Raw genomic sequence first — 15,342 nt, 5'->3', positions numbered from 1 at the left:
GATGGAGTTTCATGAATGGCCGCAGCCGCGACAGATCAGCCGAAGAAGCCGGGCTGGCGCCGCGTCCTTCGAGCACTCGGGAACCGCAAGACGGGTTTCATGGCACTGTTCGGCTTCGCATCGGGCCTGCCTTACGCGCTGCTGCTCGGCACGCTCTACGCATGGCTGTCCGACGCCAAGGTCGATCTGGAGACGATGGGCGTATTCTCGCTGATCGGCCTTGCCTACTCGTTCAAGTTCCTCTGGTCGCCCTTGCTCGACCGGGTGGAACTGCCGCTGCTCAAGCGGCTCGGCAAGCGCAAGCAGTGGATCGTCTCGGCGCAGCTCATGCTGGGGCTGATCCTGCTGGTCCTTTCGACCCTCAATCCGCTCACGGCCCTTGGCTGGTTCTCGCTGCTCGCCGGGATCGGCGCCTTTGCGTCGGCGACGCAGGACGTCGTCGTCGATGCCTGGCGGGTCGATGTCGCCGACGAGGAAGCGACGATCGACATGCTCTCGACCGTCTATCAAATGGGCTATCGCATCGCGGCGCTGGTCGGCGGCGCGCTGGCGCTGTTCTTGGCCGAGCGCACCGACTGGCCGACGGTCTATGCGACGATGGGGGCAATCATTGCGCTTGTCGGCGTGCTGGGTCTCTTCGCGCCCGATGCCGAAGTCACCGCCGCCACGATCGGCGCTGCCGAAGATGAGCTGCTGGCACTGCGCGAAGCGGGCGAGATCGATCCGCGCGTGCGCAAGTGGGCGCTTTTCGGCATCGGCCTGCTCTGGGCCTGGGCGCTGATCACGGTGGGCCTGTTCATGGTCCGCTCGCTTGGCAGCGATCCGGAAACACGCCCCGATTCGGTCGCCTTCATCGCTACGAAGGGACCGCTTGTGGTCATCGCCACCGTCGTCGTGCCGGCGCTGGTGGCTGCATGGCTGGTGCGCATGAAGGACAAGGGGCGCTACGTGCTGACCGCCGCGAGCCCCGCCCGCAGCGCGATGGACCGCTTCGTCGACCATGGCTACCGCGCCCTGATCCTGCCCCTGACCGATTTCGTCGGGCGACTGGGCTGGGCGGTCATCCTCGTTTTCGCACTGGTGCTGACCTACCGGATCACCGATGCGATCTGGGGCAGCTTTGCCTATCCGTTCTACCTTGGCGAACTGAAGTACTCCAAGGACGAGGTCGCGATTGCTTCCAAGTTCTTCGGCGTCGGCGCGCTCGTCGTCGGACTGGCGCTGGGCGGAACCTTGCTCACGGTCATGGGACGCATGGCCACGCTGACCTTCGGTGCGCTGATCGCCGCCCTGACGAACCTGCTCTATGCCGATCTTGCCCTGGGCGGCGCGCGTATTGCCGCGGTCAGCGATGCGAGCGGCTTCACCTGGCTCGTCTCGCACCTTGGCGGAGACCAGCGGCTGGCCAAGCTGATGCTGGCGATCGCGGGCGAGAACATTGCCGTGGGCATCGCCGGCGCGGCTTTCGTCGCATATCTCTCCTCGGTCGTCGCCAAGGGCTACAGCGCCGTCCAGTACGCCTTGCTGTCATCCCTGACCTTGCTGGTCGGCACGCTCGGGCGCGGCGCACTCGGGCAGATGATCGAGGAATACGGCTATTATCCGGTGTTCCTGCTCACCACGGCCATGGGGATGGTCGCGGTCGTCCTGTGCCTGATCGAGTGGGCGCGCGTTGCAAGGCTGGGCCGGGCATCGGGCATCGACGCGACCGCGCTCGAAGGCGCCTGACCGGCTCGATCCTGCCCTGAGCTATTCAAGCCATCGCGCGGCGCCAGCGTAAGCCGGGGCGGCGCCTAGTCGGGAATTTCGTCGTTGTCCCGCAGCACCGTACCGGCGAGGTACAGCGAGCCGCCGATCAGTACGACGTCATCCTGCTGCGCATCGATCCGGAGCGCTGACAGCGCCTCGCGAACATTGGCCGCTGCAACGGGGGCGGGGATATCCGGGACCTGGCGGAAGGCTTCGACGTCATGGCAATCGTGGCCGGGCACCGGCACGACCGTGACGCTGGCAAGTCTTTCGCGCAGCGGTTCGAGCAAGGCCTGCGGGGCCTTGTTGGCCAGCATGCCAAGAACGAGGTGAACCCTGGTCGGCCGCCGGAAATGCGTGGCGATGGCGTTGCCGGCGTCCGGGTTATGCCCGCCGTCGAGCCAGCAAGCGGTGCCTGCAGGAAGCAGCGCCGTCAGCGGACCATTGCCGAGCCGTTGCAGGCGGGCAGGCCAGCTGGCTTGGACCATCGCCTCGGCATAGGCGCTTTCCGGGATCTCGACGGCCTGCTGGTGGCGCAGCATGGCGATGGCCAGTCCGGCGTTCACGCCCTGGTGCAGGCCCGGCATGCGGGGCGTGGGCAGCGACAGGCTGCCTTGGGCGTCCGAGTACGTGAGCCCTTCGGGCGAAGCGACGATCGTCCAGTCCTGGCCGCGGCGGATCACCGGCGCGCCGACGATGGCGGCCTGCCCCTGGATCGCCTGATTCATCGCCGGTGTATAGTCGAGCGTGACCAACGCCGCGCCGGACTTGGCAATGCCCGCCTTCTCGAAGGCGATACGGGCCATGGCATCGCTCGGCACATTGTCTTCGGGCACGAGGAGGAAAGCCTCGTGGTCGATGCCGAGCGAGGCGATGCCGCCCACTACCGGGGTCTCGATGACATTGGTCGCGTCGTAGCGGCCGCCAAGGCCGACCTCGATCACGCAGGCATCGGCAGGATGGCGCGAGAAGGCAAGGAAAGCCGCCGCGGTCGACACTTCGAAGAAACTTGCGCCGATCCCGGCGGCCTCGGCCACGTCCAGCACTTCGTCCAAGTGCCGGGCCAGCGTTTCGTCCTCGATCAGCTTGCCCGAAACACGGATGCGTTCGTTGAAGCGCACGAGATGCGGGCTGGTGAAGACGTGGACGGTCTTGCCGGCTGCTTCCAGCGCGGCGCGCAGGAAGGCGCAGGTCGATCCCTTGCCGTTGGTCCCGGCGACGTGGAACACCGGTGGCAGGTTGCGCTGCGGATTGCCGAGCCGTTCGAGCAGCACGCGCACAACGTCGAGACCGATGCGGCCCTGCGGCACCGAAAGGGCGCCGAGGCGATCGAGCTGGGTCTGGACGCGGGGGTCGTCCGAAACCGCAAAGTCGCGCATGGGATCAGCGTGCCGAATGTACCGCCTGGGCCAATGCCGCGGTCAGTTCGCGCAAAGGACCTGCGGCATTGTCGCCATGCTGCTTGACGAGGTCGATGAAGGCCGAGCCGACGACCACGCCATCTGCGACCTTGGCGATCTTCCCGGCCTGCTCGGGCGTGCGCACCCCGAAGCCGACGGCCACGGGAATGTCCGAAGCGGCCTTGAGCCGGGCTACGGCGTCCTCGATCGAGGCCTGCGCGGCCTGCTGCATGCCGGTGATCCCTGCAACCGATACGTAGTAGAGGAAGCCGGAAGAGCCTTCGAGAACGGTCGGAAGACGGGCAGTGTCGGTCGTCGGCGTCGCCAGGCGGATCAGCGAAACGCCGGCCTCGCGCAGCGCCGGACCGAGTTCGGGGTCTTCCTCGGGCGGAACGTCCACGCAGATGACGCCGTCGACACCGGCCTTGCGGCATTCCTGCGCGAACCATTCCGACCCGCGAATCGTCATCGGGTTGGCATAGCCCATCAGCACCAGCGGTACTTGCGGGTGGCGGGCGCGAAATTCGGCGGCCATGCGGAAGATGTCGGCCGTGCGCGTGCCCTTGGCGAGACTGCGCAGGTTCGCTTCCTGAATCGCGGGGCCATCGGCCATCGGATCGGTAAAGGGCATGCCCAGTTCGATTACGTCGGCGCCGCCTTCGACAAGCGCGTCGAGATTGGCTGCCGTATCGCCGTCACCGCCGGTAATGAAGCAGACGAGCGCAGGGCCCTTGGAAAAGGCAGATTCGAAGCGGGTCATGTCTTAGAGTTCCACTCCCAGCACTTCGGCGACGGTGAAGATGTCCTTGTCGCCGCGGCCCGAGACGTTGACGACGAGGATCTTGTCCTCGTCCATTTCGGCAGTGAGCTGCGGTAGGGCGGCCAGCGCGTGAGCGCTTTCGAGCGCCGGGATGATCCCTTCGAGTGCGCAGCACAGCTTGAACGCCTCGAGCGATTCGTCATCGGTGATCGGCACGTAGCGCACGCGGCCGCTTTCGTGCAGCCAGGAATGCTCGGGCCCGAGGCCGGGATAGTCGAGACCGGCGCTGATCGAGTGCGCCTCGGTGATCTGGCCGTCCTCGTCCTGCAGCAGGTAGGTCTTGTTGCCGTGGAGGATGCCGGGCTTGCCGCCGGTTAGGCTGGCGGCGTGCTGGCCGGTTTCGATACCGTGCCCCGCCGCTTCGACACCGACCATCGCCACTTCCGGATCGTCGAGGAAGGGGTGGAACATGCCGATCGCGTTCGATCCGCCGCCCACGCAGGCCAGAACCATGTCGGGCAGGCGGCCTTCGGCTTCGAGAACCTGCTGGCGGGTCTCGTTGCCGATCACGCTCTGGAAGTCGCGCACGAGTTCCGGATAGGGGTGCGGTCCTGCCGCGGTGCCAATGATGTAGAACGTGTCGTGGACGTTCGCGACCCAGTCGCGCAGCGCCTCGTTCATCGCGTCTTTCAGTGTTTCCGCGCCGCTGGTGACGGGCTGGACCTCGGCGCCCAGCAGCTTCATGCGGAACACGTTGGGCTTCTGGCGCTCAACGTCCTTGGCGCCCATGAAGATCGTGCAGGGCAGGCCGAAGCGCGCGGCGACGGTTGCCGTGGCCACACCGTGCTGACCGGCGCCGGTCTCGGCGATGATCCGGGTCTTGCCCATGCGGATCGCCAGCAGGATCTGACCGATGCAGTTGTTGATCTTGTGCGCGCCGGTGTGATTGAGGTCTTCGCGCTTGAAGTAGATCTTCGGGCCCTTGCCCTGGGGCGCCAGCTTGCGGAAGTGCTCGGTCAGGCGCGGCGCGAAGTAAAGCGGGTTCGGGCGGCCCACGAAGTTCTTCAGCAGGTCCTGGAACTCTTCCTCGAATGCCGGATCCTGCTTGGCCTTGCGATACTCCTTCTCGAGATCGAGGATCAGCGGCATCAGCGTTTCGGCGACGTAGCGCCCCCCGAACTTGCCGAAGTGACCGGTTTCGTCGGGCTGGGAACGCAGCGAATTCACGGGCGTGATGGAAGTCATAATCGGGCCGATTGGCAGAGGAGCGCGGCCAAGTCCAGAGCCTTCGCGCGCTGGGAGCTTCACTCACGAATTCAATTGCAAATTATGCATCTACACGTGAGCATATAACACGATAGTGTCCTTAAATGGCCGATTTGTGACACTTTCGACCTTTTCTGAATAATTTTGTTCATCTGGCGGCAAGGATGCGGGGCCCAGCGGGGCGGTCCCCGATGAGGGTCGGGGGAAGAATACTGGAGTTTAAAAATATGCGTATTGCACTTGTCTCGCTCGCCGCGGTTGCTGCCGCAGCTGTTGCCACCCCCGCCATGGCCAACGAAGCCCGTATCGAGGCGCGCACCGGCCTTATCTGGAACGGCAGCGACAGCGAAGCAGTTGCGGGCGTCGCAGCCGGCTACGACTACGACTTCGGCGACAAGTTCTTCGTCGGCATCGAAGGTTCGGCTGACAAGATCCTGACCGACGACACCCGCGTTTCGTGGGGTGCTGGTGGCCGCGCCGGCGTCAAGGTCTTCCCGGGCAGCAAGCTCTACGCTGCGGCCAACTGGCAGTCGAAGCCCTGCCGTTACTGCAACAGCGCCGTCGGCGTTGGCGGTGGCTGGCAGCAGGACCTCGGCCAGAAGATCTATGCCAAGGTCGAGTACAAGCACCAGCTCATCGGCGACAACACCCCCGATGCCGATCTCGGCCTCGTCGGCGTTGGCGTGAAGTTCTGATTTCGGGCCCAGGCCTGAACTGAAATCGCTCCTCGGAGCGTAAGCCAGGGGAAGGGCGGTCCATGAGGGGCCGCCCTTTCTCTTTGTGCGTTCAGCGCGCCTGGACTGCGCGGCAGAAGGCGGCGATCAGGTCGTCGTCCTTGACGCCGGGCGCACTTTCCACGCCCGAGGACGTGTCGACGAGCGGCGCTGCAGTCAGGTCGAGCGCCTGGGCGACATTGTCGGGCGTCAGACCGCCGGCGAGCCCCCAGGCCACCGCGCCCTTCCAGTTCGCCACCAGCTTCCAGTCGAAGCTCAGCCCCATGCCGCCGGGCAGGGTGCCCGCAGGCGTCTTGGCGTCGAACAGAACCCGGTCGACGGCGCCGGCATAACTATCGGCGCGCGCGACATCCGTTTCGCTCGCCACCGAAAGCGCCTTCCAAACGGGAATGCCGAAGCGTGCGCGCAGTTGGGCGGCACGCTCGGGCGTTTCCTTGCCGTGGAGCTGCAGGACGTCGAGCCGGGCTGCGGCCACCGCTTCGCCGAGCATGGCATCGTCGGCATCGACGAACAGGCCCACGCGGAAAATGCGTCCCTGTGCACGGGCGGACAGAGCTGCAGCTTCAGCAGTCGTGACATTGCGCGGGCTCCTGGGGAAGAAGACGAACCCGGCAAAGGCGGCGCGCGCGCGGATCGCCGCATCGAGCGAACCGGGCTCGCGGATTCCGCAAATCTTGATCTCGGGTGTTGGCATCGCGCAGTCGTCGCCTATGTAATGGCCCCCAGTCATTGCCGGGGACGAAGATGTACCGTGTCGCGCGCTATCTAATGCCATTTGCCGCCGCCGCAATGCTGGCGGGCTGCGGGATCAAGGAGTCGGTGAAGGACGCGAGGGTCGAAGTGGGCCAGTTCCACGCCGCGCTGGATGGTGGGCAATGGAAGAAGATCTGGATCTCAGCGGATCCCGATCTTCGCAAGAACACGGAAAAGGCGAAGTTCGAAAAGCTGCTCGAGGCGGTCCATCGCAAGCTGGGCGGCGTGAAGGACAGCCAGCAGGTCAGCCTCAACGTGAACACCGGAACCGGTGGCACTTTCGTGACCGTGATCATGCAGACCACGTTCGAGAAAGGCACCGGCACCGAGGAATTCGTCTATCGTCGCGGCGAGGGGAATGCGTTGGCGCTGGTGCGCTACGACATCCAGTCGCAGGACATGATGTTGAACTGAGGACGATGTCCGGGCGTCAGGGCGCCAGTTCGAACTGGACCGTGACGCTGGTGTTGAGTTCCAGCTCACCCGCGGCGACCGGCGGAGCCGCACCGACCTTGCTCGATTCCATGCGCACGGCCATCGGCATCGGCCGCGGTGCATAACCGCCGCTCTCGCTGATCGAGATGATCCGCACCACGCGCAAGCCTGCCGCTTTCGCGTAAAGCTCTGCGCGTGCGCGCGCCTGCTTCATGGCGTCGATCCGGGACTCGTCGCTCGCCGCATCCGGTTCGGCCAGCATGAAGTTGGGGCCGTTGACCTGGTTGGCGCCCGCGCTGACCAGTGCGTCGATTACCTTGCCCATGTCGTCCAGCTTGCGCTGGCGCACCATGACGTTGTTGTTGGCCTCGTAGCCGACGATAGTCCGGGTATCGCTGTCATAGCTGCCGTCGGGCTGGCGCTTGGGCTGCGAATAGACCGGGTTGAGGCTGAGATTGCTGGTCTGGATGTCCTTGTCGGCGATACCCGCCTTCTTCAGTGCAGCCATGACCTGCGTCATCTGCCGCGAATTGGCGGATAGCGCTTCGCTGGCGGTGCGACCCTGCGTGGCGACACCGGCGGTGTAGCCCGCCATGTCGGGTGTGCGCGTGGAACTGCCCTGTGCAGTGACAGTCAGGAGCGTATGCCCCGCCGCAATGGCGGGCACGACATCGCTCTGCTGGGCAAGAGCCGGCGGCGCGATGGCAGTGGCAAGCGCGGCGGCGGCAATCAGGCTCAGGCGTTTCATTGTGTATCTCTCCGTCTTGGTGACCGTGCAACGGTCTGGACGGAAAGAGGTTTCAGCGCGCTGAACCGAGTGGGCGATTCAGAGGGTGCCCTCGATCGCGCGGGCAGCGGCGAGGGGGTCTTCGGCGCGGCTGATCGGGCGGCCAATCACCAGCACGCTGGCGCCGTTGTCGCGCGCCTGACGCGGGGTGACGATGCGCTTCTGGTCGCCGTTGCCATTGCCGCTGTCGGGGCGCAATCCGGGGACGACGAAGTATCCGTCCTTCCACTGCTTGTGCACCGCGCCGACTTCGTGGCCGGAGCAGACGATGCCGTCGAGCCCGGCCGAATGGGCCAGATCGGCAAGGCGCAGGGCCTGTTCGGCGGGGTCGGACTGGACGCCGATCGCGGTCAGGTCGTCATCGTCGAGGCTGGTGAGCACGGTGACGGCTACGACCTTGCAGTTCTCTCCGGCAGCGGCCTTGGCGTCTTCCATCATCGCCCGGCCGCCGGCGGCGTGAACGGTGACGATCGCCGGTTCCAGCACGTGGATCGCCTGCATCGCGGCGGCTACCGTATTGGGAATGTCGTGCAGCTTGAGGTCGAGAAAGATCGGCAGGCCGAGCTTGTGCAGCTCATGCACGCCGTGATGCCCGTGCGCGCAGAAGAATTCGAGCCCCAGCTTGATCCCGCCGACGTGGCCCGCGACCTTGCGCGCCAGCGCTTCCGCTGCATCGAGGCGGGGCACGTCGAGGGCGAGATAGATGGGGTTGTTGCTCATTCTCAGGCTTCCGGAGAGGGGGTGGGCGTTGACGTATCGAGTGGATCGACAGCCAGTGGGGTATCGCCGGGCTGCGAAGTCATGGACGGCATCGAGCTTGCCCGGATCGAGTTCTCCAGCGAGGCGATGCGGCGGGTCAGGCGCCAGCGCACGGCACGCAGATAGAGCCATACCGGAAGCATGCCCAGGAGGAAGAACAGCAGGGCGACGACGCCCACCGGCCATTCGAAGTGGACGTAGTTGCCATCGTCGAGCGGCCAGAAGTTCACGGGAACCTTGGTCCAGTTCATGGCAATGAACGCCACGAGGATCGCCGTGAGCGCGATCCACAGGACGGTGCGTATGACCTGCATTTTTCCTCCTGTGCTCCCTTCGGGATTTTCACGATGCTAGGCGTGAAATCAGGGCATTGGAAGACCGGGCAAAAGGCTTAGTTGCCGAACACCCGCGCGAAGATCGTGTCGACGTGCTTGAAATGGTAGTCGAGATTGAACTTGTCCTCGATCACTTCGGCCGGCAGGGCCTTGGCAACGTCCGCGTCGGCCTTGAGCAGTTCCAGCAGGCTGAGCTGCCCGTCGGATTCCCATACCTTCATCGCGTTGCGCTGAACGAGGCGGTAGCTTTCGTCGCGCGTAAGACCTGCCTGCGTCAGCGCCAGCAGGACGCGCTGCGAGTGAACCAGCCCGCCCATGCGGTCGAGGTTCTTCTGCATCCGTTCGGGGTAGACGAGCAGCTTGTCGATCACGCCGGTAAGGCGCGCGAGCGCGAAGTCGAGGGTGATCGTCGCGTCCGGACCGATGAAGCGTTCCACCGAGGAGTGCGAGATGTCGCGCTCGTGCCAGAGCGCCACGTTCTCCATTGCCGGGAAGGCATAGGATCGGATCATGCGCGCCTGGCCGGTCAGGTTCTCGGTGAGGACCGGGTTGCGCTTGTGCGGCATGGCCGACGAGCCCTTCTGGCCCGGCGAGAAGTATTCTTCGGCCTCGAGCACTTCGGTACGCTGGAGGTGGCGGACCTCGACGGCGATGCGCTCGATCGAGCTGGCGATTACGGCGAGTGTGGCGAAGAACATGGCGTGGCGATCGCGCGGGATGACCTGGGTCGAAACCGGTTCGATCTCGAGGCCCATCTTATCGGCGACATAGGCTTCGACCGAAGGATCGACGTTGGCGAAGGTGCCGACGGCACCGGAGATGGCGCAAGTGGCGATCTCTTCGCGCGCGGCGACGAGGCGCTTGCGGCAGCGCGCGAACTCGGCATAGGCCTCGGCCATCTTGAGGCCGAAGGTGACCGGCTCGGCATGGATGCCGTGGCTGCGGCCGATTGTCGGGGTGTACTTGTGCTCCTCGGCGCGGCGCTTGATCGCGGCCAGCAGGTCGTCGAGGTCGGCAAGCAGGATGTCGGCAGCCTTGGCGAGCTGGACGTTGAGCGTCGTGTCGAGAACGTCCGAGCTGGTCATGCCCTGGTGCATGAAGCGCGCCTCGGGGCCGACTTGCTGGGCAACCCAGTCGAGGAAGGCGATGACGTCATGCTTGGTAACGGCCTCGATGGCGTCGATCGCGGCGACGTCGATCACCGGATTGGTTGCCCACCAGTCCCACAGGGCCTTGCCGGCGCTTTCGGGCACCACGCCCAGTTCACCCATCTTGACGGCGGCGTGCGCCTCGATCTCGAACCAGATGCGGTAACGGGCTTCGGGTTCCCAGATCGCGGACATCGCGGGGCGGGCATAACGGGGGACCATGGTTCGACTCCTTCAGACCTGACGCGCGTGTGCCGCTAGGGGCAGGGCGCGCGAAAGGCAAGGGCGGGTAAGACTGAAACGCAAAAGCCGTTGTCGGATCTTCGCCGGCCGGCCCTGCGCGATAGCGCGGCCTGGTCGCGGGAACGCTATCGCGCGATCGAGATATAGCCGCGTGCCGCCCGGTGCCCATCTTTCGTCCCGTCCGCGAATATAAGGGATGTTACGAGGTCGGCCAGAAGCGATACTGCCTCGGACATTTTTTCGTCTCTGCGGCTTGCTAGAAAGTCAAAGTCAGCCTTATAATGCAACAAGTTAAGTGCCGAAAAAGGGTGTCGGTGCGACACTGGGGTTTATAAATGAACAATGCTATCAGCCGGGCGGGGCATGGGTGATGATGGCGCCGATCCGGCGCCTCGTCCGCTCGACGTGTTTCCCAGCCTGACGCCAAAGCAGCACGAAGTCCTGGGCTACGTCGCGGAGAATCGCACGAGCAAGGAAATTGCGTTCGAACTCGGCATTTCGGTCAGTGCCGTCAATCAGCGCATCGAGAGCATCCGCAGCCGCACCGGCTCACCACCGCGAGCAGAACTGGCACGTGCCTATCGGGCCTACCTGCAGGAGCAGGAAAAGGCGGTCGAGCCGGAGGAAGAGGCGTCTGGATCAGTGGAGCCGGTGGAGCTCCTGCGCGAAGACGATGAGCAACAGCGCGCGCCGGAAGTTGGCACTGCCAAGGTCAGTGTCGATGCCCGGGCACAGTTTCCGCAATCCCAAAACCCGGAAAGGGCGGATTTTTCCTTCGGGGATGCGCCATCCCGCACTCTCCTGGCAAAGGCCTTCATCATCACTGGGGGCACGGTCGTTGTCGTGCTGGTAGCGCTCGGCATCGTCGTAACGTTGCACAAGGTCTTCTGAAGCCGAGCGGGATGGGCATGAGAAATGCTCCGGCTCGTTTCAGCCAATTGCGCACTCGCGTCATCCCATCGGGCGTTTGACTTCAAGGGAAACGCCATGAAAGTGTTCGCAGGTGCAAACGCGTCGTTCCGACAGGCGGTCCTGCCTGCGGTTCATCCCTATTTGGCTCAAGCTATTCAACTCATCCCGGTGGAGACTTCGGATTGACCCAGATCGTCACGGTTCAAACCCAGCCTTTCGATGGACAGGCCCCCGGCACGTCCGGCCTGCGCAAGAAGGTGAAGGTGTTCCAGCAAGCGAACTACGCCGAGAACTTCATCCAGTCCGTTTTCGATTCCGTGACGCGTGAGCGGGGGGCGACCCTGGTTATCGGCGGGGATGGACGTTTTCATAACCGTACCGTTATCCAGCAGGCGATCCGCATGGCGGCGGCGAACGGCTATGGCCGCGTGCTCGTGGGGCGCGGCGGCATTCTCTCGACCCCGGCGGCCAGCCATGTGATCCGCAAGTACAAGGCCAGTGGCGGACTGGTCCTGTCGGCCAGCCACAACCCTGGCGGTCCCGACGAGGATTTCGGCATCAAGTACAACATCGCCAACGGCGGTCCCGCGCCCGAGGGCGTGACGAGGGCGATCCACGCCCGCACGCTGGAGATCGACCGCTGGCTTACCGTGGAAGCCCGGGACGTCGATCTCGACCGGATCGGCGACGTCGAAGTGGGAGCGATGACGGTCAGCGTGATCGACCCGGTCGCCGACTATGCGGACCTCATGGAAGAGCTGTTCGACTTTGCCGCGATCCGAAAGGCTGTTGCTGGCGGGTTCACCATGCGCTTCGACGCGATGAGCGCGGTGACCGGCCCCTATGCCGTCGAGATCCTTGAGAACCGTCTGGGTTTTGCGAAGGGCACGGTCGTCAACGGCACGCCGCTTGAGGATTTCGGCGGTCATCATCCGGACCCCAATCTCATCCACGCCCGGGAACTCCACGATCTGATGATGGGTGAGGACGCGCCGGACATCGGGGCTGCCTCCGACGGTGACGGAGACCGCAACCTGATCATCGGGCGCGGGCGCTTCATCACGCCCTCGGATTCGCTGGCCATGCTGGCGGCCAACATAGAGATTGCGCCGGCCTATAAGGGGCGCCTGGCCGGAATTGCCCGTTCGATGCCGACCAGCGCTGCTGCCGACCGCGTGGCCGAAGAGCTGGGTGTACCGTGTTTCGAGACGCCGACGGGCTGGAAGTTCTTCGGAAACCTGCTCGATGCCGGCAAGGTGACGATCTGCGGCGAGGAAAGCGCCGGTACAGGTTCGGACCATGTGCGCGAGAAGGACGGTCTTTGGGCCGTGCTCCTGTGGCTCAACATCCTGGCGGTAAGGCAGATCCCCGTGGATCAGCTGGCCCGCGAACACTGGGCCCGGTTCGGCCGCAATTACTATGCCCGTCACGATTATGAGGGGATCGACAAGGACGGCGCCGATGCCCTGATGGCAGGTCTCAGGAACAGTCTGGATTCTCTTGCGGGCCGCTCCGTTGGCGCGCTGCGCGTGAAGCTCGCCGACAGTTTCTCCTACACCGATCCGGTTGACGGCTCGGTCAGCGAGAATCAGGGCATTCGGGTGCTGTTCGAGGATGGCTCGCGCATCGTTTTCCGTCTTTCCGGCACCGGTACGCAAGGTGCCACCTTGCGCGTCTATCTCGAACGGTATGAACCGGCAGGCGGCCGGCTGGACGAGGATACCGGGGCGATGTTGGCGGAGCAGATCGCGGCAGCCGATGCGATCGCCGGGATTGCGCGCCATACCGGTCGTATCGCGCCAGACGTCATTACCTGACGGGCAGCACCCAAGGGTAGGGGCGGGGCCATGGCAATGTCCCCGGTCTGCGCACAGCATTTCCCCTGTCCATGCACCGGTTATCCCGGAGTTATCCACAGGCTTGCCCGAACCGGCGTGAACATGCCATTCCGCCGGGAATGGAACTCGAACAGTACCTTGGCCGCATCGGCCTGAGCGAAGCGCCCACCCTCGATCCGGGCGGGCTGGCCCAGTTGCAGCTCGCCCACAGGCGCGCCATCGGTTTCGAAAATCTCGATATCCGCTTGGGCCGCGGCATTCGCATCGACAGCGCTTCGGTGTTCGACAAGCTCGTGGTGCGTGAGCGGGGCGGATACTGCTTCGAGCAGAACCGCCTCTATGCCGATATGCTCACGCTCCTCGGCTTCGAAAATCGCCCTCTGCTGGCGCGCGTCCTGCTTGGCATTCCCGAGGGAGTCGCGCCGCCGCGCACCCATACGCTGCTGCTTGCGCAAGTGGATGGAAAACCATGGATCGCGGATGCGGGCTTCGGTGGCAGCTTCGTGCCGCCCCTGCCGCTGGAACACGGCGCGGAAGTGGGGACGTCTGACGGCGCACGCCACCGCCTGCTTCGCGTGGACGAGCCGGGTTCGCTGCTGGGCGAATGGCGGCTGGAGCGCGCCGGGCCGGTAAGCGCGACCGATGGCCGCAGTGCACCGCACGGGGACTGGCAGCCGCAGTACGCCTTCGATCTCACGCAAGTCGCTCCCGATGACCTGGAGATGGGCAATCACTGGACTTCGACGCGGCCCGATACGCGCTTCACTTCGCTGCATATCGCCAGCATCGTCCTGCCGGGAGGTTTCGCGGCGCTCAGCGAAAGGCAGCTGGCTGTCTATCGTGACGGGAAGAGCGAAACGCGCACGATCGACGATCCGCGAGACTACGCGCGGCTGCTGCGCGACCTGTTTCGTATCGACCTGACCGACGAGGAAGTCGCCGAGCTACCGCTGTTCGCCTGAACAGGTCAGTCCCATTCCAGCCTTAGCTCGGTGAGCGCCCCGACATTGCCGGCGCGATATCGCGGCGGCGAACCGGGCTTGACCCGGAACGACGGAATGCCCTTGAGCCATTCCTCGATGAACAGGATTGCCTCCAACCGGGCGAGCCCGGCGCCAACGCAGCGGTGTGGCCCAACGCCCATGGTGGTGTGGCGCACGGGCGACAGATTGCGCTCGAAATCGACCTTGTGGGGATTGTCGAAGCAAGCGGTGTCGAGGTTGTGGATCGAACTGTTGAGGTAGACGAGATCGCCTGACCTGAGGGTGATGCCGTCGATCTCGACGTCCCTCACGAGATTGCGGGTCACCGAGACCATCGGATAGCGGCGCATCAGTTCGTCCGCAGCTTGCGGAATAAGCTCGGGACGATTGCGCAGCAGGTTTTGGTCCTCGGGATAGCGCGCGAGATGCAGGGCAATGTTGCCAAACATCGATACCACCGTGTCGAGCCCGCCGAAAAGCAGGTTGCGGCACATGCGCTGCGCCTCGTCGAAGGTCCATTCGCGGCCCTCGATGGGAATGGAGAGGATGCGACTGAACAGGTCCTGCCCGGGTTTGCGTAGTCGTTCCTCGATATAGGGGCGCAAGTAGTCGTCGGCGGCATCGCGCAGCTGCTCGACCGTCATCGAGCCGTCGGGCCGGGTAAGCTGCTGGCCCAATGGACGCAGGCGCAGGCGGTCCTGCGTCGGCACGTCGATCAGCGTGAGGAAGATGTGAATTGGCAGGACTTCGGCGTATTCCTCCATGAATTCGCACTCGCCGTGCGGGGTGATCTGCGCGGTCAGTTCACGCGCGACCTCGCGGATCAGCGGTTCCATCGCGACGACGTGATTGTTCGCAAAGCCTTTCATTACGGCCATGCGGAACGGCTTGTGTTCGGGGGCGTCCTGCTGGAGCGGGATGAAGTTCATCGCTTCGCCGAGCCCGGGCGTTACCGCCAGCGCCTCGTTCGACAGGTTCTCTGCGTCGTTCCAGAGCTTGCGCGTCGTCTCGCCGTCGGCGGCGATCCAGTGCCCGCCATTGGCCGTTGTCCAGACCAGGGCATGGTCGCCGCGCACCGAGGCCCATGCCGCGAAGTAGTCCTCTTCGGAGCCGGGCGGGGCGAAGATGTCGAAATCGACGACCCGGTCCGCAGGAACATGGTCAGGGCGGTTCGCCGCCACAGTCGCCATAGCACTTTTCTCCCAATGTCTTGTCGGGAGCGAGGCTAGGGGGACGCGCT

The 15,342-nt window shown here is 64.7% G+C and carries 15 protein-coding genes; 6 read left to right on the top strand and 9 right to left on the bottom strand.

The window, feature by feature from the left end; translation table 11 throughout:
- Nucleotides 1-15 precede the first annotated feature (15 nt).
- Nucleotides 16-1,728: an MFS transporter gene (locus tag PP1Y_RS21050; RefSeq protein ID WP_013834005.1), complete on the top strand. Its 1,713-nt coding sequence runs from the start codon at nt 16-18 to the stop codon at nt 1,726-1,728.
- A 65-nt stretch (nt 1,729-1,793) separates the two neighbouring features.
- Here the strand turns inward: PP1Y_RS21050 and PP1Y_RS21045 are convergent, their stop codons facing one another.
- The 3 genes from PP1Y_RS21045 to trpB are packed head-to-tail and all read right to left on the bottom strand — an operon-like array spanning nt 1,794 to nt 5,154.
- Nucleotides 1,794-3,128 carry a folylpolyglutamate synthase/dihydrofolate synthase family protein gene (locus tag PP1Y_RS21045; RefSeq protein WP_013834004.1) on the bottom strand — a complete coding sequence of 445 codons (1,335 nt, stop codon included), beginning with the start codon at nt 3,126-3,128 and terminating at the stop codon, nt 1,794-1,796.
- 4 nt (nt 3,129-3,132) lie between these two features.
- A complete protein-coding gene (gene trpA, locus PP1Y_RS21040) occupies nt 3,133-3,909 on the bottom strand; it encodes a tryptophan synthase subunit alpha (RefSeq protein ID WP_013834003.1) in 777 nt (258 codons plus the stop codon).
- Nucleotides 3,910-3,912: 3 nt separating this feature from the next.
- Nucleotides 3,913-5,154 (bottom strand): tryptophan synthase subunit beta, encoded by a 1,242-nt coding sequence (gene trpB / locus PP1Y_RS21035; RefSeq protein WP_013834002.1) that lies wholly within the window; start codon nt 5,152-5,154, stop codon nt 3,913-3,915.
- Between the two features lie 248 nt (nt 5,155-5,402).
- Here trpB and PP1Y_RS21030 point away from each other — a divergent pair, with 248 nt between their 5' ends.
- Nucleotides 5,403-5,870, top strand: coding sequence for an outer membrane protein (locus PP1Y_RS21030; protein ID WP_041559065.1), 468 nt, complete (start codon nt 5,403-5,405; stop codon nt 5,868-5,870).
- Nucleotides 5,871-5,961: 91 nt separating this feature from the next.
- Here the strand turns inward: PP1Y_RS21030 and PP1Y_RS21025 are convergent, their stop codons facing one another.
- Nucleotides 5,962-6,603, bottom strand: coding sequence for a phosphoribosylanthranilate isomerase (locus tag PP1Y_RS21025; RefSeq protein WP_013834000.1), 642 nt, complete (start codon nt 6,601-6,603; stop codon nt 5,962-5,964).
- 50 nt (nt 6,604-6,653) lie between these two features.
- On the opposite strand from PP1Y_RS21025, the gene PP1Y_RS21020 reads away from it, so the two are divergent.
- A complete protein-coding gene (locus tag PP1Y_RS21020; RefSeq protein ID WP_041559064.1) occupies nt 6,654-7,076 on the top strand; it encodes a DUF4019 domain-containing protein in 423 nt (140 codons plus the stop codon).
- A 16-nt stretch (nt 7,077-7,092) separates the two neighbouring features.
- On the opposite strand, the gene PP1Y_RS21015 is transcribed toward PP1Y_RS21020, so the two are convergent.
- The 4 genes from PP1Y_RS21015 to purB all read right to left on the bottom strand — a co-directional run bounded on the left by PP1Y_RS21015 (nt 7,093) and on the right by purB (nt 10,348).
- A complete protein-coding gene (locus PP1Y_RS21015; RefSeq protein WP_013833998.1) occupies nt 7,093-7,845 on the bottom strand; it encodes an SIMPL domain-containing protein in 753 nt (250 codons plus the stop codon).
- Between the two features lie 78 nt (nt 7,846-7,923).
- Nucleotides 7,924-8,604, bottom strand: a complete 681-nt coding sequence (gene pyrF / locus PP1Y_RS21010; protein WP_013833997.1) for an orotidine-5'-phosphate decarboxylase — start codon at nt 8,602-8,604, stop codon at nt 7,924-7,926.
- 2 nt (nt 8,605-8,606) lie between these two features.
- Nucleotides 8,607-8,957 carry a LapA family protein gene (locus tag PP1Y_RS21005; protein WP_013833996.1) on the bottom strand — a complete coding sequence of 117 codons (351 nt, stop codon included), beginning with the start codon at nt 8,955-8,957 and terminating at the stop codon, nt 8,607-8,609.
- A 77-nt stretch (nt 8,958-9,034) separates the two neighbouring features.
- Nucleotides 9,035-10,348 (bottom strand): adenylosuccinate lyase, encoded by a 1,314-nt coding sequence (purB, locus tag PP1Y_RS21000; protein WP_013833995.1) that lies wholly within the window; start codon nt 10,346-10,348, stop codon nt 9,035-9,037.
- Nucleotides 10,349-10,732: 384 nt separating this feature from the next.
- Between purB and PP1Y_RS24880 the strand changes: the two genes are divergently transcribed.
- From PP1Y_RS24880 to PP1Y_RS20985, 3 genes are all read left to right on the top strand, one after another.
- Complete coding sequence (locus tag PP1Y_RS24880; RefSeq protein WP_065762420.1) at nt 10,733-11,260, top strand: helix-turn-helix transcriptional regulator; 528 nt, start codon at nt 10,733-10,735, stop codon at nt 11,258-11,260.
- Nucleotides 11,261-11,463: 203 nt separating this feature from the next.
- Nucleotides 11,464-13,098 (top strand): alpha-D-glucose phosphate-specific phosphoglucomutase, encoded by a 1,635-nt coding sequence (locus PP1Y_RS20990; protein ID WP_013833993.1) that lies wholly within the window; start codon nt 11,464-11,466, stop codon nt 13,096-13,098.
- A 140-nt stretch (nt 13,099-13,238) separates the two neighbouring features.
- Entirely contained in the window at nt 13,239-14,081 is an 843-nt protein-coding gene (locus PP1Y_RS20985) for an arylamine N-acetyltransferase (protein ID WP_041559063.1), read from the top strand.
- A 5-nt stretch (nt 14,082-14,086) separates the two neighbouring features.
- Here PP1Y_RS20985 and PP1Y_RS20980 read toward each other — a convergent pair whose 3' ends face one another.
- A complete protein-coding gene (locus PP1Y_RS20980) occupies nt 14,087-15,292 on the bottom strand; it encodes a cytochrome P450 (protein WP_013833991.1) in 1,206 nt (401 codons plus the stop codon).
- Between the last annotated feature and the right edge of the window lie 50 nt (nt 15,293-15,342).

The sequence above is a fragment of the Novosphingobium sp. PP1Y genome, assembly GCF_000253255.1.
Taxonomy (GTDB): Bacteria; Pseudomonadota; Alphaproteobacteria; order Sphingomonadales; family Sphingomonadaceae; genus Novosphingobium.
Note: the sequence above shows the minus strand (reverse complement) of the source record. Positions and strands in the feature narration are given on the sequence as shown.

What these genes read in the sequence shown, in the direction of transcription:
- PP1Y_RS21050 (WP_013834005.1), top strand. Translation starts at nt 16, where the DNA reads ATGGCCGCAGCCGCGACAGATCAGCCGAAGAAGCCGGGCTGGCGCCGC.
- PP1Y_RS21045 (WP_013834004.1), bottom strand. Translation starts at nt 3,128, where the DNA reads ATGCGCGACTTTGCGGTTTCGGACGACCCCCGCGTCCAGACCCAGCTC.
- trpA (WP_013834003.1), bottom strand. Translation starts at nt 3,909, where the DNA reads ATGACCCGCTTCGAATCTGCCTTTTCCAAGGGCCCTGCGCTCGTCTGC.
- trpB (WP_013834002.1), bottom strand. Translation starts at nt 5,154, where the DNA reads ATGACTTCCATCACGCCCGTGAATTCGCTGCGTTCCCAGCCCGACGAA.
- PP1Y_RS21030 (WP_041559065.1), top strand. Translation starts at nt 5,403, where the DNA reads ATGCGTATTGCACTTGTCTCGCTCGCCGCGGTTGCTGCCGCAGCTGTT.
- PP1Y_RS21025 (WP_013834000.1), bottom strand. Translation starts at nt 6,603, where the DNA reads ATGCCAACACCCGAGATCAAGATTTGCGGAATCCGCGAGCCCGGTTCG.
- PP1Y_RS21020 (WP_041559064.1), top strand. Translation starts at nt 6,654, where the DNA reads ATGTACCGTGTCGCGCGCTATCTAATGCCATTTGCCGCCGCCGCAATG.
- PP1Y_RS21015 (WP_013833998.1), bottom strand. Translation starts at nt 7,845, where the DNA reads ATGAAACGCCTGAGCCTGATTGCCGCCGCCGCGCTTGCCACTGCCATC.
- pyrF (WP_013833997.1), bottom strand. Translation starts at nt 8,604, where the DNA reads ATGAGCAACAACCCCATCTATCTCGCCCTCGACGTGCCCCGCCTCGAT.
- PP1Y_RS21005 (WP_013833996.1), bottom strand. Translation starts at nt 8,957, where the DNA reads ATGCAGGTCATACGCACCGTCCTGTGGATCGCGCTCACGGCGATCCTC.
- purB (WP_013833995.1), bottom strand. Translation starts at nt 10,348, where the DNA reads ATGGTCCCCCGTTATGCCCGCCCCGCGATGTCCGCGATCTGGGAACCC.
- PP1Y_RS24880 (WP_065762420.1), top strand. Translation starts at nt 10,733, where the DNA reads ATGGGTGATGATGGCGCCGATCCGGCGCCTCGTCCGCTCGACGTGTTT.
- PP1Y_RS20985 (WP_041559063.1), top strand. Translation starts at nt 13,239, where the DNA reads ATGGAACTCGAACAGTACCTTGGCCGCATCGGCCTGAGCGAAGCGCCC.
- PP1Y_RS20980 (WP_013833991.1), bottom strand. Translation starts at nt 15,292, where the DNA reads ATGGCGACTGTGGCGGCGAACCGCCCTGACCATGTTCCTGCGGACCGG.